This window comes from Fibrobacter sp. UWB12 (genome assembly GCF_900142485.1).
Taxonomy (GTDB): Bacteria; Fibrobacterota; Fibrobacteria; order Fibrobacterales; family Fibrobacteraceae; genus Fibrobacter.
Genome location: NZ_FRAZ01000004.1, coordinates 201316 through 223478, shown reverse-complemented (window position 1 = coordinate 223478; position 22163 = coordinate 201316). Strand labels below are relative to the sequence as shown.

At 36.7% G+C, this 22163-nt stretch carries 7 protein-coding genes and 1 tRNA gene; 6 read left to right on the top strand and 2 right to left on the bottom strand.

Translation table 11 applies throughout. The annotated features are described in order from the left end of the window. Window positions 1–129: 129 nt before the first annotated feature. Window positions 130–6483, bottom strand: coding sequence for an RHS repeat-associated core domain-containing protein (locus BUA34_RS07780; protein ID WP_083579755.1), 6354 nt, complete (start codon window positions 6481–6483; stop codon window positions 130–132). 425 nt (window positions 6484–6908) lie between these two features. Continuing rightward, window positions 6909–7193: a hypothetical protein gene (locus BUA34_RS07775; RefSeq protein WP_072828164.1), complete on the bottom strand. Its 285-nt coding sequence runs from the start codon at window positions 7191–7193 to the stop codon at window positions 6909–6911. 398 nt (window positions 7194–7591) lie between these two features. On the opposite strand from BUA34_RS07775, the gene BUA34_RS07770 reads away from it, so the two are divergent. From BUA34_RS07770 to BUA34_RS07745, 6 genes are all read left to right on the top strand, one after another. Continuing rightward, window positions 7592–10660 carry a M4 family metallopeptidase gene (locus BUA34_RS07770; RefSeq protein ID WP_072828163.1) on the top strand — a complete coding sequence of 1023 codons (3069 nt, stop codon included), beginning with the start codon at window positions 7592–7594 and terminating at the stop codon, window positions 10658–10660. Between the two features lie 187 nt (window positions 10661–10847). Then, window positions 10848–11969 (top strand): radical SAM/SPASM domain-containing protein, encoded by a 1122-nt coding sequence (locus BUA34_RS07765; protein WP_072828162.1) that lies wholly within the window; start codon window positions 10848–10850, stop codon window positions 11967–11969. Window positions 11970–11999: 30 nt separating this feature from the next. After that, a complete protein-coding gene (locus BUA34_RS07760; RefSeq protein ID WP_072828161.1) occupies window positions 12000–12314 on the top strand; it encodes a hypothetical protein in 315 nt (104 codons plus the stop codon). A gap of 162 nt (window positions 12315–12476) precedes the next feature. Next, window positions 12477–12549 (top strand) — tRNA-Arg (locus tag BUA34_RS07755). 308 nt (window positions 12550–12857) lie between these two features. Continuing rightward, complete coding sequence (locus tag BUA34_RS07750; protein WP_072828160.1) at window positions 12858–18374, top strand: DUF6603 domain-containing protein; 5517 nt, start codon at window positions 12858–12860, stop codon at window positions 18372–18374. A 42-nt stretch (window positions 18375–18416) separates the two neighbouring features. After that, window positions 18417–22142, top strand: a complete 3726-nt coding sequence (locus BUA34_RS07745; RefSeq protein ID WP_072828159.1) for a hypothetical protein — start codon at window positions 18417–18419, stop codon at window positions 22140–22142. Window positions 22143–22163 lie beyond the last annotated feature (21 nt).

Below are 22163 nucleotides of genomic sequence, written 5' to 3'. Positions count from 1 at the left end.
TCTTTACATTTAATAAATTGGTTAAGAATTAATGATCGCTTATTGTCTATCGTGACATTCGATTGAAAAGAAAGTCCCAAGAATGAATTCTTGGGACTTTTAATATGGTTTTAATGTTTTTTGGGGGGACTAAATGAGCGAATATCCTCCAAGCAAGAAATAGGTGAGGGCCTGCTTGCCGTATTCCTCGCGATTATTCATACTATTGCTGTATTCATCGTCAATCCAATCGCTTGCAATATCTATCGCTTCGTTATAAAATTCAGTGAAACACCATTTTACGGCAGGAGGCATGCCGAAAGATATGAAGCCGTTTATCGGGGAGAGAACGGCCTGTTGTATATGGCGTCCCCAATCTTGTTTTATGTTATTGATGAAAGCTTCTCCTTTTTCAAGGTATCCTAATCCCATGTTAACCGCCTTATAGGCTGTACTAAGTATAGGATTAGAATTTACAACAATATCAAAGATTGCATTCATTGCTTTATCCCCGAATTTCTCTAAGTTGAAATTCAGATTGACAGAAATGGAAGAACCTAGCAGATTGACGCCACGTGAACAAATGTTTGAACCAAGACTAGAGATTTTCTTGGATAGGGAGCCTAGTAATGACGCTGCTGAATATCCCATAATATCGAATGATGCTAAATGGGTGTATTTTTCAAAAGTAACATATGCTGACGCAGCTTTCCCAGCAACATACATGGCTGCTCCGACTGCAGTGCAGGCTACGCCTGCGACGAACGTTACTGTTTTTTTTGCTGTTTTGTAAATCTTTTTGGCTGCGCGTTTTATTGAACGCCATAAACTCCAACATCCTTCTTCATCTGTACGCATTACGGGATTGTTGCAACAATAAGCGAACAGGTTCAAACCATTGATGACTTCGGGCTGTAAGTAACCGATTTGGTCCTGTGAAATAAATCTACCGATTTCAGGATCGTAGTAACGATTTATCAGATAGTACAAATTTGTTTCGTTGTCATAGATGTAACTTCTGTAGCGGAATGGATTCATGTTTGCGATATGGTTCGCAAAGGTAATTTCGTTTCCGGATGCATCAAGAACCATGTGATTTCCCCAAGCATCGTATTCATAACGTGCTTCGAGCGTCCCTTCTATGGAGTATATGTGGGTTACGTCGCCTTGAGCGTTCTTACGTAAAATGTATTGATTGCCCTGATATTTGATTCCAGAAATGCCATCGTCATCATAGATGAATTCAAGAGATTCACCATCCTTTTGCATGAGGATCAGATTCTTGTCTGTATCGTATGTGAAATATGTAGAGCCTTTCTTGGTGCGCTTGCCGTATCCATCGTAATCGAATTCGATGTTTTCAAATTGCATCAGCTTCCCGTTTTCCCAAGATAGATTCTTGTTTTTGAATGTTACGGGATTACCGAATCCGTCATAGGAGAATGTATTCTCGTTATCAGATATGAGCAGGTCTCCGTCGTAGGAATAACTGTTGACTGTTGCTTTTGTATAATCGATAATTTCACTTGTCTTTTGACGTGTAATGGGGAACTCGGTTCTTATTGTTCTATTTCCGTTTCCGTCATAAGAGTATAGCCATGTCTTTTGGAAGTAGGCGTTGTCTTCACGGATAAGCCTATTCAAATAATCGTAGGCGTATGCGACTGCAAATTTGCCGTTTTCCCATTTTTCTATGATATTGCCGTTGGAGTCATACTTGTAACGGATTCCTTCAGAAATGGAGAATTGTCCGTTGCGCTTTTCGCCATAGCTAATCGAAGAGACCATATTGGAGGTGTGGTCGCCTATTTTGCGGTAGCTTATGTATTCGCCTAGGATTTTGTCTCCATTTGCGTTTAAAAGCGTCTTGCCGGTGTTGCGTCCCAAAACGTCTTTTTGTGGTTTGTATGTCAGACCGTTGGGGAGACTTGTTGAATTTAAAGTTTTGGCTTTATTTGTGTTGTATTTGAACGTGTATTTTTGATTGACAAGAGGGCTTGATGCGTCGCCCACCATGATGTCGTGTTCTTTTAGTTTTCCGTCTGCATTGTATTTGAAATCTTCTTTATACGAAGGCATGTAATCAAATTTTTCACTACCTGCAGATCTGGAAATGGAATTTAACCTGTGGTTTTCTTCATCGTAATTTGTAGAAATTCCCGTTCCTGTAACAAAATCTTCGCTACTGAGCAGAATGTTCGTTTTGGAGTAGCTGTTAGTAAATATCGTGTCGCCATTGAGCGTTGATTGAATGAGGTTGTTTTTCGAATCTACGTAAGCCTCAGTTGTTATTTGCTCGTTAGATAATCCTAAAAGGGTTGCGGTTGTTTTGTTTAAAAGCTTGTTATCCTGTTTGATATTCTTTTCGTACTGATATTCTGCCTTTTTGACTCCATTGAAATAGACCGCTGTTTTTTCACGCTTTGCATTGTATTCGTATTCAATGGAATTTGTACTGCATGTATGTTTGGTGATTAATCCGCAATTATAGTGCGTTTGGATGGAATTTGAATCTCCATCTTCTGTGCTGAGCGAAATACTTGTGATTTTATTTGTATGGCAGTCTCTAGAATATGCAAATTTACTTCCGGATGGATAAGTCTTTGTGGCAATTTGGTTTGTTTGTGGATCGATGTCGTAAATCGTTTTGTTCAATCCGAAATCGTCAAATTCGCATTGGATAGAGCCGTCTTCGTTGAATATTTTTTCATGGTACGTTTTGCTGGAAGAGTCAAGTGTGTTGTACACTTTTTCTTTGATGACGTTGCCCTTGTCGTCAAAGACCTTCTCGCTGACCATAATTCCACGTGTAGCTTCTTCGCCCTTGATGTACGTTTCTTCTCGTATCTGAGCGCCTTTATCATTATAAGCATATTTTGTTATGCTGTTTGTTGTGCGACCATTTCGGCTCATGAACTCGATGAACTTTTTTGTATTATCAAAATCTGTAGTGGGAGAACCAGAATGTGTCCAAAGTGGTTTGCTGCTTGTGGCATCAGAAAGAAGAAGTTGAAAATCTGCAGGATATAGCTTTGTTTCTTCTTCCAGTTCTTGGATAAATTCTTTTACTGTAAAATCCTTGAATGAAAGATTTTCTGTATATGCGAGTCGATCTGTGTATGTTGTATTTTTTTCTAATAACAAATGGGATTCGCTATACTTGTATTCTGTGCTTGTTTTTCTGAAATAGCGATTGTCTGTACCTGTTGCGCTGCTAACGAAGTCGTTTCCTGATTCAGACAAAATCAAGTTCTTGAATTCGTCGAATTTTTTGTATTCGCATTCTGCAGGCGTTAAACGCATCATATCACAGGATACGCTCAAATTTGTGGAATTGTATACTGCAAATTCGATTTTTTCGACAGCTCCGTTTAATTTGATTGATATCGGAAGTGCGCAAAGCTGTTTTTCGATGTCTCTGCAAAGCGCCGGCATCTGGAATATTTCTTTTGAACGATCTTTATAAGTTACTTTTGCCTTTAGACCCATAAATTTATCTGTTTTGGAAATACTTTGGGTCGATTTTAATTGAGTGAAATTGTGGTTGATATTTCCAATCAATCTTAAGCTATTATTGCTAGATGTTTTGGAAATAATAGCGCTGAGCATGTATTCTTTGCTATTTTCAGGAAGCTTATCGGCTGTGATAACATGGTCGTATTCGTTGTTGTTATCCGCCTCAGCATCTTGGAACATGATAGGAATGCCCGCAAGAGGCGTTGATGGTATTAGTGTTGAGTCAAATACGGCATCGTCTATTTCGTGTATGGAGAAAGATTCATTATTTTCTCGGTCAACATAAGTATATGAGCAAACTCCTATAGATCCATCGTCTTTTTTGCCATAGCCACCGATAAAGCAACCTAAATCGGCCATGAAGTAGCGCTTTTCTTTACCATCGTTGTCGATGGTGCATTCGTGTGTGCCATACTTGAAGGTTGTTTTGGAAAGCGTGTTCGATTCAGAAATGCCAGAATCCGAACATGTTACTAATGTATCGGTTATCTTTGTTACAAGTGTATAGTTAACGATGGAGTCTAACGGCTTTGTTGATCTATTCTGGATTGGTGATTTGTATTTTAATTGAGTTGCATTTTTTTCTAGAGCAGAAGAAATCTTTGTAAGATAATTTCTTTCATAAGTAAAGTCAATGGTGTCGCCATTTGATAGCTTGACACTTTGCAACAGTGCGTCGCAACTAGCTGATGAATAGATGTATTCAACTCTGTTTCCGTTATAGTCGGTAATGGACGATAACAATCCGTAGGGGGTGTATTTAAAGTTGATGGAATTCTTATCGTCACTTAAACTTGAAATTCTATTGTTGATGTCGTATTTGACAGAAACCAGATTGCCGAAGGAGTCTGTTAATGCGCAAAGATTACCATATTGATTGAAGCAAAGAGACGAGTTTCCGTCAGATAGGTAGGCAATAGCCATTGATTGCTTCAAGTTTATCAGATTTTGTCTGTAGTTGTAATAGTCTTTATAGGTATTTCTTAATTCGATGATTCGTGTGGCACTTTGTCCTTTGATGTAATCGATTTGTTTGTTGATGAAAACTATTTGTTCTTGGATGTATTCGTCATTTAAAAGTAATGATTTTTGAATTTCTACATCTTGTATTTGCCTATTTGTTACTCTTTTTTGTTCGGTTAATAAATTACCTTGATGTAATAATCTAGGTGAAGATTCTTGTTCAATTACAATGCTGGGAGTAGTTGATAATAATGTATAATTTAAATATAAAGTATTTTCTAATTCATGATCACTCATCCCTAAAAGTTTTGCTTGTTTATAGATGTCTTTATACTGTTTATACTTTGCTGATCCTTCACGAAGTTCATCTTCTAATAAATTAATTTCTTCATATTTATCAGCTTCTGTATAGGAGTTGTCGTTAGTGCTCTTCTTATATGTCAATTTTAACTGAAATTCGTCTCTTTTTACAGATTCCCAAAGACTGCGTAACGATGTTTTTATGCTATCTTTTTGTGCGGCAAGAGATTTTTCTTGGAATTCTAGCGAATGTAAATTGGCCTCTAATGAATCTGTTCTTAAAAGACTTCTTTGTTTTTCATTGTCTTCTCGTTGCTTTACGTAGGCGTTTTTTTGGAGAAACAATGATCTTAATTGTATGGCTTCCTGTTTTTGTAAAATTTTTTGACCACGTTCTAAACTATTTACAAAGTTATCTACTTTTTCCGAAGTGATCGTATCATTTTCAAAATAATCCTTCAATTCTTTCTTTATTTCGCCGATCTTTGATACAATAACGTATTCACGTAAAGCCTTATCAAGTGAAAAGATCAATTCTTCAAGTTGTTTTTCGTCGCTTTGACGTTGTTCGTTATACTCGATCCCCTTGAATCCTTCGAGTCTGGATTTTAATTCGAGTCCGCTGGACGTTCGCTGGTCCTTGAAAACTTCTTTTTTCCCTTCGGAAAGTTCGCAGAACATTCTTCCTAAACTATCTACTTGAACTTCTTTTTTTTCGATGGGTACTTTTTTGCCTGCGGCATCGAAATAATAATACGTTTCGATAAAACCATGCTGATAGCCGTTGCCATCTGTATAAATGAAATCGCTACCATTATTTGTTGTACTTCCCTTAATGAGAGTTTGTTGCAGGTTTAATCGCCAATTCTTACCGCAACCAAAAAAGTTATCACTTTGTTTATAGGTGTGTGAAATTTTAAACGGTAAGGAAGTCTTGATCAATGCAATGTCGTCAAATGTGGCCGTCATTTCGCCGGTATCTAAGGTGACGTTGGCGTTGAGTCCACCTGCTAAAGCGTAAGACTCGTTTGCCGGCATCGTTTCGTCATCAATGAAATATTTTATGATGATATCTGCATCGATATCGTTTGGTTCATCTTGTGTTTGTGGATGGAGCTCTATTCCCTCATGAGGAATTCTGATTGATCCAGGGATGATTTCTGAACCTCTAGAATTCTGAAAATGCTCTATAGCTTCTCTTTGTTTCCCTTCGCTTTCTGCGTGTGGAAAAATGTCTATCTCGACTTTGTTTCCGTGTGAGCTTATAATATCTTCGGTAACGTCTATAAAGCCCAAACTATGGCCATGCCCTGGAAAGACTTGTGTTGTATGCCCAAACTGTAATTCGTGTATTGTGTTGTCGAATATTGTATTTGGATTTGGTTTAATGAAAAAACCGGCTAATTTTTTTTCTTGAAGCCCTGAAATTACTTCTTGATTTATGGTCAAGGTGTTCTTTTCTAAAGCGTTATTTTCGAAAAAGATTGGGGAAGATGATTGAATGTCTGCTTGCCAGGGCGAATTTTCATCAATTCTGGTGTAATGCTGATAGCTGAAGGCTGAAATGTCATCAGAAACAATTGATGGGGCTATAGAAATAGGAAATTGAACATTTTGACTGTTGATTTGGCCTGCGTCAAAGCTAAAATTTGCTTCTAGGTGGTTCTTGTCAATGATGTTGATATTGAATGATTTTGCTTCGAACCTGTTTTTTTGAGCGTCCATTAATACAGGCGATGCAATGTTAAATATGTTATTTTCGCCGTCGGAAAGCTGAAGTAATTTCTTGTTATTTGAAAGTAGCGGGGTCAGATTTTCTGTATCTAGAATGATGGAATAGTTGTATAATTCTGCTTTCTTTTTGATTTTAATGTTTTGTGTAATACTGTCTTCGGAAACATCAAAGGTTATGTTTGTTTTGTTATCGACGTTTTTCCATAATACGGAGTTCTTACCTTTTAGGGTTAAGGGCCTATGCTGCGGTTGTTTCTTGTTCGGAGTCTTGTCTTCAAAGAAATACTTTATTTTGGATTTTTTTGCGGTAAGTTCAAAAATATGGTTTTGCGTTTCGAGTTTGTTGAAGCGTATCTGGAAATTTGGGCGGATTCCTTCGATTTGGTTTAAATTGTCTTTTAAGTTTTGGCTTACTTCTAAAGTTGGCTTACTTCTAAAGTTGGCTTATTGCTAATCAATACTACGCCGGTTCCATCGTTGTAGTTTAATGTGCGGCTGTTAAAAGTCCTTTTAGATACATCTTCGTTATCTGCTAATTTGGGGGTGGGGAGCGTATAAATCTCTTTGCGTATATCTAATGGCTTTTTAGAAGGCTTCTTGGATTTTGCGTAGGGAACATTCTGATTAGTAGCTTTTGTGCTAGTTTTTGATGCTGATGCTTTCTTTGTGCTTGATGCTTTTTTTTGTGTTTTCTTGTCCATGTATATTCTTCCTTTTTTTGTTGAGTATATGTATTAATAATAAAGCATTTATATGATAAAGTTTGTTTTGTAAAAATAAATTAAGAATTTGTTCAGGTTTTAAAAAAAAAGTGTAATTTATTTAAATTATTGAACTTGCAAGTTTTTTTTCTGATTGTGAAACAAGAATAATCTTGTATGCAGTTAAGTGATTTCATAAAAATAACTAGCCTTAATAAAGAAATGTTTTATCTGTATTAGATTATGTAATTTATTATTGCTTATAGATAAAGTATTTTATTAAAAGAACGAAAATAAATTTTACAAAGTTCTGCTTATTATGATTTTCTGTATTTTTTCTTAAAACACTGGATTGCATGATTGAAATTTAGTGTGCTTTTTTCAAAAAAGGAAGAAAAATGTCTAGCATAAAAATGAATTCATCAAAAACCTACTCCTTCGTTTGGATGGGTGGTAATAATAAGGTTATAGCATCTTCTGCAAATTACATTTCAGAACAAGAGTGTTTAAATGCTATAGAATCCTTAAAAAATGATTGTGTTGGCGCTGCAGTTGAAATGAATACAGCGACTGCAGGTGTTGTAAAACGTGCTTTCCCGAAGTTCGTAATTGCTGGCGCAACACGTTCTTATTATTTTACTTTTGCTTTGTCTAGTACAAAGATTTTGCTTACCAGTGTCAAATTTGGTTCAATTGCACTATGCTTATCTGCAATTGAAGACGTTAAGAAAAATGTGAAAACGGCATATGATCAGTTTATGATTGAACGGCGTGCTTCTGTTTTTTTAAAAGGAGTTAAAGAGGCTGGTCGTGGGGGAAACTCTAAATTAAATATCAGAAAAATAGGTCTTCGTAAGAAACCTGAGTTTACTTTTAAAAGTCCAACTCCTTTATTTGCAACGAAGGCAATTGAAAAAGATAATCTGAACAAAATTAACAATGCCCGATTGAATATTTTACAGATTGGTCGAGGGAAAAAACCGACTTTTGTTGATGGTAAGTTTACAACAGAAAAGGTGACTTCTTTCAAAAAAGCTATATCTGCATTGAATTCTTTGCATCATACAATGGGATTTAAAAATGTTGATCAAGAATATAAGGAAGATTCATTTAATTCTTATTTAAAGAAAAATTTCTATAGATTGCAGCAATATCATCAGGGAATTCCTGTTTATGGACGCCAATTGGTTGTTTCGACTGATGAAAATGGAAATGTTGAATCTTTGAGTGGCCGTTATACTGATGTATCTGTGACTAGTAATGTTGTGGTTAATGAGGATAAGGCTATAGACTTGGTGAAAAAGGATGTTCCAAATGTAATGAATATAACATCTGAGGGCCTTTACTATTATGTTGATAAAGCTGATAAATCTACATTGTGCTGGAAAATTGCGACAGATTTTTCAGTTTATTTTGTCGATGCTGCTAAAGGCTCTTTTGTTGAAATTTTAACTACTCGCTATGATTTTGGCCCTGCTACAGATTCCGGAAAAAATATGTCGGATCAAACAGTTAATTTCCCTGTAACCGTAGATGAAAATGGAACCCGTTATCTTTATGATTCGGATCGAAATATTGAAGTTCTCCGTTGTCAGAAAGCAAATAGTTGTGATGGCGCAAAAATATCGAGAAAAACGACTCCCTGGACGACTGAAAAAGATGCAATATCAGCTTATACAAACATGATTAAAGCCTATGATTTTTATAAGTATGAACTGGGGCATAAGGGGGCTGATGCGAATGGTTTGCCTATAAAAGTCATTGTGGGATTTTATGAAAAGGAGGGCGAACCGTATCCTGGAGGTGCTTGTCATTGGTATTGTAATGGAAATACTAATATCTGTGTGGGTGAAGCGGATGAATATGCTAAGTGTTTAGATGTGATGGGTCATGAGTATACTCATGGTGTAGAACATTTTATTTGGAAACCCATATATAATGACGAATCAGGTGCTTTAAATGAAGCTTTTGCAGATATTATGGGTGAGTTTATTCAGGATGGCGTCTTGGATGAACATGCTGAGGATTTAAAAGGTGGGCCGAATAGATATTTTAATGATCCAACGAAAACATCCTATTATGATAGCCGTATAAAAAAATGGGTGAAATGTCCAAAGCATTATAAAGACAAGTTTGATGGTTCTTATGATCATTATGGTGTTCATATAAATTGTGGTATTGTTTGCTACGCGGCTTATTTAATGCAGAAAAGGTGGCCTACGAATACATTTAGCATTGAAATGCCTACGGCTTTTTATTTGTCCATGCATTATCTTGATGCTGATTCGAATTTCTTGAATTTCCGTTCGGCCTTGTTGGCGGCTGCAAGAGTATTACGGTTAGGAAGTGAAAAGGAAAAGGTCATTGCTGAAGCTTTTGATGAAGTTGGTATTACTTATAAAAAGGATGAAGTCTCGAAAAAAACTGTTTTGACGGGAAAAGTTGTAAATCAGTCTGGAAATTCAATAGTTGATGCTATGGTTTCTTTAAAGAAAAACTCGAGCCTGATGGGCAAAACAGTTACAAATGCCTCAGGTACATTTGAATTAGCTTTTGAAACGGCTGGAAAATATACTTTGAATGTTGAATCGGCTGCGTATAATTCGCTTTCAACGGATATAAATTTGCCTGCTTTAGGGGCTAATAAAAAATATAATATTGGTAATGTAGAACTGACTCTAAAAGAAGAAAAATTTGCCCTTGTGCAAGGAACGATAAAAAATTACGAAACAAATTCTATTGAAAGCAATATTGAAGTTCGAATTTATGAAGGGAGCGTTGATATTGCCAAATCGTTGAATATGGCTGCAAAAGTTGTTGTGCGTACAGATCGTAATGGCTATTATTCGACGAATGCTTTGATCAATAAATGTACATATACGATTGTTGCTTATAAAAATGTAACTGCATCTCAGTATTTTGTTGCGGCTGCTACTGTGTTTGCTAGTGGAAAAGCTACTTGTAATTTAACAGTGAGACGAACGTATCGATATTTTGTTGGATGTCTTAGAATTACAAGCTGTACCTCCAAGGATTGGGCTCGGAGTCATATTGAAAGTCCTTTTAGATTAATAGATAAGGATTTGAATAAGGGGGCGAAAGGCGATTTCATCTATTTGGGGTATACTCTTACTGACTCAGGATGTCCTGTCACTAATCTTATAATTTATAATACTAAGCAAAAACAAACGTGGAATACGAAAACTATTACAATTGACGGAAAAACGGCCGAATACTCGCGTATAGATATTGATCTTAATAAAGGAGCGAAAGGGTCGTTTGTGTATTTGTGTGTGACAAGAGATTCTAAGTTTGCTCCTTTAACTGGTCTTGATGTTGCTTTTTCTGGAGATTCTGTAGATACTCGTTATTGGAAGTATGCTTCTGGTACAGGTGACTATAATAATGGAGATGTAAACTATAAAACAAAAGGAAAGCCTATCTATATTATTTTTAGACGTGATTAAAAAAATCTAATTCCTTAAGTTCTTATTTGTTGATGAAACGCTCATCATCGTTAATTCGGTGGTGAGCGTTTTTTATTAATTTCAAAAACGTTATCTGTTGTAAAAAGAATTTGATTTCTTTGTAAACTAAACTTTTACTAATTTGTGAATAATTTGATATTATATTATTAGTAATTGGGAAGGGATAGTGAATTTAGAATTAAGTATAACAGAGCAGTGTAATCTTCGGTGTGATTATTGTTATTACAGAGATAGCCATGCCGCTCGTAAGGCTTTAATGTCTGAAGAGGTTATGGAAAAGGCTGTTTCTCTTGCGTTTCAAAGAGCTATCGACCTAAATCATGCTTTTTTGAATGTCACATTTTTTGGCGGGGAGCCTGTTTTACGGATAGATTTTATTCGTAAAACCGTTTCTTATGCGAAAAAGGTGAAAAAGTTGCGCAAGAACGACTTGCCGAAAAATTTTAGATTGCATTTTACTGTTAATACGAACGGAACTTTGTTTACTGATGAAATTATTGGCTATCTCCAGAAAGAAAAATTCTCGGTAGCCCTTTCGTTGGATGGGCCTTCTAAACAGCAAAATATTGCCCGCCGAACGATTGATGGGCGGGATAGCTTTAGTGCGATTGCTCCATATATCTCGATTTTAGCCGAAATGGATGCCTTGATATTAATGGTCGTAACTCCGCGACATGTCAAGAGATTCTCGAATGCGGTAAAGTGGGTATTTAAACAAGGCTTTACGAGTATCGGAACGTCGCTAGATTTTAACGGAAAGTGGACGAGCACAGATTTTGATGCACTGACTTTGGAATATGAAAAGTTGGCTCGTTTCTGGTACACCTCGAAATTGCAAGGTCGTAATTTTTACTTGAGTACGATTCAAGATAAAGTTTCTATGGCTCTTATTGATCGTCGCCAAAAAGATTATACGTGTTTTATTTCGTCTGATGCAATCGTTGTTGCTGCGAACGGAAATGTATTCCCGTGCACTCGCTTTATGTCTAGTAAGGAGAATGCCCCCTATATTATTGGGAATGTTCTTGATGAACTGAGTGGCGTGTATAAGCGAAAATTTCCCAAAGCAATTAGCGATTTTATAAAGAAAGACAAAAAGGAATGTGATGGCTGCGCTATTCGATATCGCTGCTTGGCGCATGAATGTGGTTGTACTTCGTTCTATACGACTGGTAGTTTGCAAGGCGTGTCCGATGAAGTATGTGCTCACGAACGAATTTTGTGTGCAATTTGCGATGAATATGCTTTGAAATTGAGCAAGAAAATTCAAGTAGAAAGTTTACTATAACATCATAAACCCTAAACAAAAGAGGATAAAATGGCTACAAAAAAAGCTCCGAAAATCCAAAATGTAAAAACAAAACCGAAAAAGAAGGCTTCGACTGCTGCTGAAGATAAAATGAAGAAAAAGGCTGATGAGGCTCTTCGTAAGCAAAAAGTCAAGGCTGCAAGAGAAATTGCTGCTATCAAGACCCTTATGAAAAAGCTTGATGATAGAATTGCTCAAGTAGGTCTCCATATTCCGGCTCCGATTATCGGTATCCCTGTTTGGCCTGATTTTAGAGAACGTCACAAAGAATTTAGAGCCGAATATACAAAGGCTTTCAAGGCTATTGAAAAAGGCCTCAAGTAATAGAATTAGGCGCGTTCGCGCTTAATGGATCCTTTGAGGATTGTTATTTGTTGATTCCTCGTCCGCCATCGTAAAAACGGTGACGGGCGTTTTTGATTGCTCGAACCAGCCGTTCTGCTTGATGAATCATGAATTTTTTTCTATATTCGCATGCGCTAATTAGCCTGGTTAGTTCAGATGGATAGAACGAGTCCCTCCTAAGGATTAAACTCGCGTTCGACTCGCGAACCGGGTATAGCAGAAGAGTCTCTTTTGAGGGGCTCTTTTTTTTATTTTCTCCTATACTTTTTTACCCGAAAAAGTTGAATGTAAATATATTTTATCACTCTTGCGGTGTAAAAATTAGAAAACAGTTTGCAAATCGGGTGAAATGAGTTTATTTTATAAAATTTATCTCGTTATTAATGGTAACGTTTATTTGTTTCGTACTAGTGAATCTTAATAAAAGATTATTTAAAGAATAAGTTAAACTAGCGGTGCTAGTCTGTCCTAAAAAGTTTGTTTTTTATATTGCTTATAAAAACTTTACGGAAAGAATATTTTATGAGCAGTACAACAGATTTATCTACCGTGGAAAGCTTTGTTACAAAGCTTGGAATTGTTTTTTCCCGCGTCAAAGACGCTATTATCAAGGATCTCTCTGATGGTCTTCCCGGAAACGTTGAATCATGGGATGATGTTGAAGCGTTTGTCAATGCGGTCGTAAAAAAGATTGGTTACGACCTTTCAGGGAATGCTCCAGAAAGTAAAAAGGTTTATGAATTGTTTGTGTCATTAATTGGCACTTCTGTAGATATCTCTGAAAAAGTTGTCGGCATTATAGAGGCGACAAGCAAAAAGAAAACACTTGAAAGTGCTGTTCAAGATCTTGCTAAGGGTGCTAGTTCTGGCAAGGGAGACTTGGGCGGTGTTAAAGATGTAATTGATCTTGTCAAAGATGTAATTGATTTGTTCAAGGAAATCTCTGATATTGAATGGGATGAAATTGCTAAAGAAGGGGAGTCCTTTGGCAAATTTATTAGGGATAATTATTTTACGGAAGAATTTGCAAGACGTATTGTTGACTATGTCTTGATAACCTTCTTGAAATATGCCCGAGAGGTCTTTGCCGATGACTTGAATTGGCTGCTTGAAAATAAAAGAAATGACTTGCTTGGTGTTCTTAAAGATAAAGTAGATAAATTTGATGACGGTAAATTTAATGAATTGGCAAATGCCTTTGATGAATGTAAAACTCAACTGACGGCCGTAGAACAAGCCCTGAATGATAAGATTGATGATGCTAGAGCTGCAGTAAACGATACGGTTGATTATGTTGTTGGACTTACGAAGAACCAACTCGAGACATACAAGAATGTATTGCGCAAAAGAATAGATGAAATTGTTAATCAGATAGCTCCTGAGTTCAATGCCACAATGAAGGTGTTGAATCAAATCTATGCCGTATTTGAATTCCTTGGTGTTATCAGCAAGAAAAAGATTAACTTAGTAAGCTATATCAACTATGTCGAGATAAAGGATAAGTCACTTGATGATTTTATCAGCTTGGATCCTATAGAAGTTGAAATTCCGGTATTCGATTGGGATATCTTTGAAAAGATATTTACGGGACCGAAAGAATACTTTAAGACGGTATTCCCGGTAAAGAATCATCAAGATCTTGAAAATCTTATCATCAAGATTTCGAACTTGGTTCGTGCTTTCAATAAAGATTTCCCGCAATTTGATTCCCTCAAGCAATTCGTTTGGGATTTGCTTGTTCGAATTAATAATGCAGTTACCGAAGCCGGCAGTTCTTTAGCTCAAGATCTTAAGGAACAATTTGATGCGGTCAAGAAATTCCTGTTGGATGTTCTTAAGGTCTGCGAAGCCATTGCTATAGAAACGAAGAAAACTCTAAGTAATGCATTCAATGAGTTTAAGAATGGTGCTGAAGGAACGTTCTCGACTCTGTCGAACCAGTTGAAAACAGACGCCCTTAAAATAAAGAATGATGTTCAAAAAGAACTTAACAAGATAAATGTTGACGAAAACTTTAAGAAAATTTTCGTTGATACATTTACGGATGCAGTCTCTGAAAATGTAAAGAAGTATTGTGACGAATCTAAGCTTAATTCCGTTGTTGAAAATATTAAGGCTGAAATTAATAGTTCTTCTAGTGCCTTGTTCAACAAGACTACAGCGTTTATTACAAATGTCAATAACGAAATAAACGGATTCTTTAGCGGAAATCTTTGGACTGAAAAGTATAATTCTGTTGTAAATGAGATAGAAACGGAATATCAAAAGCAAACGAAAAATATTCCTTCGAGTATAAGTGCGCTAAAGTCGTTTGGACTTTTGGAACTTGACAATATTTTGAGTAACGGGTTGACGAGTGTTAAAAATCCGTTCTCTGATATCGATCCGATGGCCTATTATCATATTGTCGCTGACAATATAGAGAAATTACCGAAGTTAGATATTTATAGCTATTTTAAGACCTTTAGGAACGATGTAAAAAATGCTGTAAAAGATCTTGTCGAAAATATACGTGATCAAATTGACCAAATCAAGACGGACAATACTAAGTTTAATACACTTATAGTTTCTGTTGTTCAGAGCTGGTGGAATAAGATTCTTGAAACGTTTGTTGAATTGGTTGTTAAACCGTATATCGATGAAATCAAGGATGTTATTTATGATTGGGCCAAGGACATCCTTCAGGATGTGTTAAAAGAAGTCCAGAATTTGATTAGAGGTGTTTCTGGACCTTCGGGCAGTTCTTCGAGTGCTCAAAATCCGTCTGCGGGCGATTCTAGTTCATCATCAGGTTTTTCTTCGGGTTCCTCGTCTCTGATTAATACGGATGGTGTTATTGATAGCCTTAAGAAATATGTAGAAGATGTTGATTCCGATGCTGTGATTAATATTGTGAAAGAAATCCTTGAATTAAAGGATGAACACGATGCTGATTCCTGGAGCACTTGGAAAAATGTTATAAAGCTTGCTGTTAACGTTTATAAAGTCTTGCCGAAGGGCGTAAAGGCTTATCTCACGGATATTATCGATCTGCCCGATATTGAAACAATATCCAAATACTTGCCGGAATACGATTTTGATGCGAAGAATAAGTTCCTTGCCGTAACGCTGTTTGATAAAAAAACAGAAGAAAAGGATAAGAGTGGCGCTGGTGAGGCAGAACTTTGCATTCAGTTGTTAGTGTTTATTGGTGAAGATCCTGATGGCGATTCCGAAGATGAATCTGAAGACAAAAAGGATGATTCCGAAGGCGCCAATAAGGGAAAAGAATCTGAGGGCGAGGATGGAGAGGATAAATCCAAGAAAAAGTCCGAAGGCATTTTCATTTTGCCTCTCGTTAAGGGTAAGTTCGACGTAAAATTTAATGTCGGCAAAAAACACTACATGGATTTCTCGGCTCATTCCGAATTGAATTGCAAAGCTGAAAAGAATACCAATGAAAAACAAGAAGAAAAATCAAAAAGCGAAAAGATTAAAGACTCTCTTACTAAGGGTAAATTAGGATTCTTTGTCAAGTATTCTGATAAGATTTCTGAGACGGAAATCAAATGCCTTGCTGATAAGGACTGTATCAAGGCGTATCTTGAACTTTTATTCCAAAGAGGTCAAGTTAATGCCGATGGTAAAATAGATTCGGCGGATAAGATTACAGTCTTTGATACAAAGATTGCTTCTCTTACGCTTGATGATTACCCGCAAAAGGTATTTGCTGGGTATGATAATGGCTTTGATGTCGGTTATTGCGGTGGATTAAGAAATTTAAAGTTGGCTCTTAAGCTGAAAAATCAGAATAGCTTTTTTAATACAATTTTGAAAAAGGATATTCAGATTGAACTTCAAAAACTTGATTTGCAATATAGCTTGAAGGATGGTTTCAAGGTTGATAACGCTTTGAAGGTTCAGATTCCGATTAATAGTGATATCGATCTTGATGTTGTTAAGTTCAGTAATATCGGCCTCGATATTGGTTTGGATGGAAATGATCTATTAGCAAATGTTTCAACCTCATTTACTGCTGATTTGAAGGGCGTTTCTGTGACATTCACAGATATGGGGCTTGGGATTGATTGCAAACTTCCGTTTAATGGCCAAAAGGGCTTTGATTTTACGCCAAAGTTTACCTATCCTAACGGATTAGGAATTTCCATTAATATCGATGGAGTCAAGGGCGGTGGTGCGGTCCAATGGGATAAGGAACGCGAACGTTTTGCAGGTGCTCTTGAACTTACCATTATGGAAAAAGTTGGGGCGAGCGCCATGCTTGTCTTTACAACGGGGAATGGCTCTGATCCGTTCTCGATAATGGGTGCGCTTTGCGTTTACTTTGATCCGGGTATTCAATTAGGCATGGGATTTTCCCTTGAAGGTATTGGCGGCTCGTTTGGCGTAAATCGCATGATTGATACAAGCAAGCTTGTTGGTGCTGTAAAGGATGGTACTTTAGAATCTGCTCTATTCTTTAAGGATGCTGCTAAGAATGTGGATAAGATTCTTGCTAACGTCGACAAGTTCTATCCCATTAAAAAAGGTCAACTTTATTTTGGCTTCCTTGGCCGAATAGCATGGGGTGCAATTGTAAAAGCAGACTTTGGACTTTTCATTCAACTCCCGTCGCCAACGGAGATTATTGTTGCCGGTATTATTAAGGTCAGCGTCTCTGAAAAAGTTGAAAAACTACTTGTTATTAATGCCAATTTCTTGGGTCGTCTTGATGTAAACAAGGGTTTCTCTTTCGATGCTGAATTGTACGATTCAAAAATCGTCGGTATTGAACTTTATGGTAGTATGGCCATACGTATATTCTGGGGCGGGGATACCAAGGGCTTTATACTTAGCCTTGGTGGGTTCCATCCTCAGTTCAATCCTGCTGCGGGCTTTGAATTGTATGATTTAAAACGTATTGGCATGAAACTGGATTATAGTATCCTGAAAATGTCTTTGGAGGCATACTTTGCTATTACGTCCAATACAGTTCAGTTCGGTACAAGTCTCAATCTTCGCATCGGTTGGGATAAATTCGGCTTGGTTGGTTACGCTGCCTTTAATGCCTTGTTCCAGTTCAATCCGTTCTGGTTCACGGTCGATATTTCTGCTGGTTTAGCTGTCAAAATTGGCAGTGCAAAAATTTGCTCAATCGACTTGAGCTTTGAACTTAGCGGACCTGCCAAGTGGCACGCCAAGGGTAAGGCTAGCTTCTGGTTCCTGTTGGCCAAAATCAGTGTCGGGTTCGATAAGTCTTGGGGTAAAGATCAGATTGCAAGTAACAGAAGCCGTATTGATGTATTGCCCCTATTTACAAACGAATTTGAAAGAAAGGAAAACTGGAAATTTATTTCTTCGGACTTGACGGATAATATGGTATCCCTTATAAAGTTCGATGAAAATATTATGGTTCTGCAGCCTTCTGATTCCATTTTGTTTAATCAAAATGCAGTTCCTCTTGATCAGGAAATGGATTGCTATGGTGAAGATGACCTTAACGATATCAAAAAGTTAACGATTTCAGAAGTAACCATTGATGAAAAAAAGAAAACTGTGGCGGATGAAGAATCCTCTTTTGCTCCTACTCTTATCAAAAAACTTAGCGAAAAGGATAAATTAGAGAAAGATTCTTATTGGCCAATGAAGGGTGGCTTTAAGTTTACTGATTTAGGTGAAGTAAATAACGGATTCAGAAAAGAATTTGAGCCTGAAGTTGATGAAGATGTAGAACAAGAAATTGATATGAATCTTTGGGAAACTTGTTCCAATAAAAATCTTGATTTGGGTTCTGATTTGAATCAAAAAGAAGTTGACGACTTCAATAAAGAACAAATTGAATTGAATAAGGGTCAGATAAACTTCAATACTTTGTATAAAAAAGAATCGAAAACTACTAAAGCAAAAAAAGTTAGCGATAAGGCTAATGATGCTTATAGTACGATTTCAAAATGCTCTAGAAGAAGAAATGCAAATGGCTTTAATCGTTTTGTTAAGCAGTGGGATGAATTCCTGTATTCTGAAACGAAAGCAAAAGTCGAGGATATTCTCGGTAAATAACCTTTAATCGAATGGAATTTAAAAATTAAGCGGAAAAAACGTATGGCAAAAATCACCGAAAAATCATATTTATTTTCATGGGTCAGAAAAGGCGTATCAAACCAGATTTCAGAAGTCGATAAGTTGATTGATGGAGAACAGGGTTCTGTAGTTGAACGTCCTTCTATTCGATTGGCTGTGCAATTGGATGCTACTCCTGTTTCGGGTGAAGAACAGCGAAGAATTGACCAAATGAAGGAATTTTCCATTGTTGGTCCGGGGGATGTCGTTTCTGTTAATTCGAATGCGGTGATGAATTTCTACCCGCCTTCTGGACATGCTAATTTCCCTGCTTCATATAAACCGTATGTTGAGTTTTGGGAACCTGATTTTGCATGGCGCTATACTCCAGCAAAGGCTACGGGTGAAAAAGATGAAGAGGATGGCAAACTGAGCCCGTGGTTGGCTGTTGTAACGTGTGAATCATCAAGATGCCATATTGAAAAAAAATCCAATGGCGCAACCTTCGTTACGTTTGATGTAGATGATGACGATAACAATAACGAAGTTGACAATAATGATGATTTTTGTGGGTATAGAACAGTTTTCCCCGATACAAAAGAATTATGGAAATCAGCACATGCTCAGGGCTCAAGTAAGTCAAGTGCTGAGTTCTGCAGAGTTATTGGAGTCAATAGATATAAATTAAAAGCAAATAAGGAATACTCCGCTTTTGTGATTCCTGTATTTGAAACAACAAGATTGCGTGCTTTGGGTTGTAACGAAGACGTGAAACAAACGTTAGCGCAGAAAGTCGCTTGGGAAAATTCTTTCAAAGCACAAACAGAACGTATATACCCTTTTACGTTCCCAGTGTATTTTAATTGGACTTTCAAAACGGGTGATGAGACGTTTGAAGATCTTGTCCGTGCTTTGAAACCAACGAATGTTGTAGAAGAAAATTTGGATTCTAAAATTGATATAGATGTTTCGGATCTAGGCGATGGATTGTCTTATAACGTTTTGAAATCTAAGCCTGAACGAAATATTATTGGAATGCCTGCTGCGACTAAACTTACATCATGGGTTCAGGAAGAACCATTTCCGAGTCCTGATAGGAAAGATGAATCTGATCTGCGAACGAGTTTACTGGATAAACTTGCTTCGAATCCAGTATTTCAGGAAAACGCTGCTTTGATAGGTGATGATGAACTCGCTCAAAATGCAAATCTTGATGATCCTGCGGTTGTTCCTCCGATTTATGGAGGCAAACACAGTATGGCTACTAGTTTGGAGAATTCAAAGGAATGGGTGAAAGAAATCAATTTAGATTTGCATAACCGAGCAGCCGCAGGTTTGGGCAAAAAGATAATTCAGGAATATCAGGAACAATTTGTCAACCGCGCGTGGAAGCAAGTTGAAGTAGTCAAGGCCTTGAATGGAGAAATTCATCAAAGACTCCTTGGCTCTAAGGTTAATGAATCTATAAAAAATAAGAACTATAAAGGTGTTTTTAGACAGCAACATCTTGGTAAAGGTGGAGAAGATAACGAAAAGTTTATCCAAAACTTGATGCTGAGTTTTAACTCGATGAAAAAAACTAAATCGGGTAATGGTCAAGGTAAAGAAGACTTTGTAACTATAGATGAAATTTTAGAAAATCATGATTTTCCAAGTACTTTTACAACTCCGATGTTTCAGAGTAAAACTCAGCAGTTGTCCGCAAAGATTGGAGAAATGGATCTTTCTTCGTTGATAGAAAATGTCTCTAAAAATGATTTTTACAAGATTCCGAAGCCGAAAGAGTTTAGTTACTTCTCTTTGGATTCTTTGGATTTTTTTGCATACCAAGTGCTTTTACATTCAAGACTTTATTTTAGCAAGTTATTAAAACATCAAGGAAATAAAAGACGTTCTTTAGAACTTAAAGTAAGAAAGAATGGAATGAAATCGTGGCCGATTTTTAAATATCTTTCCATTCATAAGCGTGCTCCCCAGTATATTAATTGGGAAAAACTTGATTATAAACAATTGGATGTGCTGTCTAATAAAGTTTATAAGTTTAGAAAAAAACTAAACGCCTTTGCTACATACGATCAATTTAGAAAGATTTTGAGATATCAATTCCCCCCTGAACGTGTGCTTGTAAAGTCTCGCTATGATTTTTTGACTCAATACAGATTGCTGACTCCTCGTGTACGTGGTACTGGTAGTTTAAACAAAATGCCTAGCTATGGTAGTCTTTGCAAAGAAGATAAAGTGGAAGTTTGTATCATTGGCGAAATCCTTGCTATTAATGAAAATGATTATAATTTGATTTTTGGTGAAAATTCGATTATAACTAAATTTGAAAAAACGGCCACATTGGGAGATGTGTATTATTTTGTAAATAGAGAAAAATTGATGGCCGAAATGGAAAAAGATGAGTCTTTAAAGGATTATGTAGTCCTTGGCTCCGTTGTTAATGACGAATTTAGAATGTTTGATGATGTGAAGGAATCCTGCGATTTAGAACGACCTGATATAATCAATATTCGTGAAAGAGCTTTTGAAGAAAATGTTTTTGGAGATAAAATACATACAATTGAAAACGTATATCAATGGGTTGAAGCTTACATTGGTTCTGAACTTGAAAAGATTGATGCAGGCTCTTCTGAAAATGACATTGATTATGCCATCAAGACGTTTAAAGCTTATGAAGACTACAGAACTCTCTTGTTTAAGCATCGTGATGATCTTGAACATACTAAAGATACCAAAGACTATGAATTGAAAAATTTTGAGGCGCAAATTAGTGAAAAAACGAAGGTCGCTGAAGATAGAATAAATAAAGTTGTTAGCGATTACTTTAGTGTGTTCTTGAGTGATAATGATGATATTCGGGAGCAGTTTATTGAAGATTGCATGAACTCCAAATTCCCGATTATGGCTTATCCTCAGTTCCCTGAGCCTACGTACTATTATCTAAAGCTTCTTTCGGATAAATTTATTTTGCCTTGTGTCGATCAGCTTAAGGATAATTCTGTGACCATGTTCATGAGTAATGAAGCTTTTGTCGAAGCGTTCCTTTGTGGCATGAATACAGAAATGGGTCGAGAACTTTTATGGCGTGAATATCCGACAGACCAACGCGGCTCATATTTTAAGAAGTTCTGGGATACCGAGACTAGTGTTGAAAATATTCTTAACGGAAGTTTCTTTGATGTCAAGTCTGTGCATACTTGGAATGATAAATTAGGGAGTAACCATAGCCCTGAAAAATCACAACTTTTGATGTTTGCTATTAAGGGTAAACTGATGAAGAATTTCCCAGATACTTTGATTTACTTGCATAAGGCCGATGTTGTAAATGGTCAGTTTGTGCCTGCTAAGTCTTCTAATGATGAAAATTTGCCATTGATTCTTAAACCCGTGGCACAGGCTTTCTTTAAGGATGATATTTATGTCGTTGGGTTCAAGATTTCGTATAAAACGGCTCTTGGGCATCCTGCGTATAAAAATAAAACGGATGACAAAAACCGCGGCTACATGCTAGTCTTTGAACAGGTGATGGAAAACTTGAATTTCCAGTATAACGTAAGCTCTCACGAAAATGCCGAGTATAACGGAATCCCTATTTATAAGGCCTGCCGTAACTCTTTAGAGTACTTGTCTAATTTTGAGGAAGGCGATTGTAAGGATGAATCCATACGTAATGATAAGGACAAATACAATAGGTTTACGGAACAGTTCGAAGCTATTGTTAAACCTTATAAGAGTGCAAAGCATGTTTTGACATATTCTTTGTAAGTAACGTCACCTTAAACCAAT

What these genes read in the sequence shown, in the direction of transcription:
- BUA34_RS07770 (WP_072828163.1), top strand. Translation starts at nt 7,592, where the DNA reads ATGTCTAGCATAAAAATGAATTCATCAAAAACCTACTCCTTCGTTTGG.
- BUA34_RS07745 (WP_072828159.1), top strand. Translation starts at nt 18,417, where the DNA reads ATGGCAAAAATCACCGAAAAATCATATTTATTTTCATGGGTCAGAAAA.
- BUA34_RS07760 (WP_072828161.1), top strand. Translation starts at nt 12,000, where the DNA reads ATGGCTACAAAAAAAGCTCCGAAAATCCAAAATGTAAAAACAAAACCG.
- BUA34_RS07775 (WP_072828164.1), bottom strand. Translation starts at nt 7,193, where the DNA reads ATGGACAAGAAAACACAAAAAAAAGCATCAAGCACAAAGAAAGCATCA.
- BUA34_RS07750 (WP_072828160.1), top strand. Translation starts at nt 12,858, where the DNA reads ATGAGCAGTACAACAGATTTATCTACCGTGGAAAGCTTTGTTACAAAG.
- BUA34_RS07780 (WP_083579755.1), bottom strand. Translation starts at nt 6,483, where the DNA reads ATGGACGCTCAAAAAAACAGGTTCGAAGCAAAATCATTCAATATCAAC.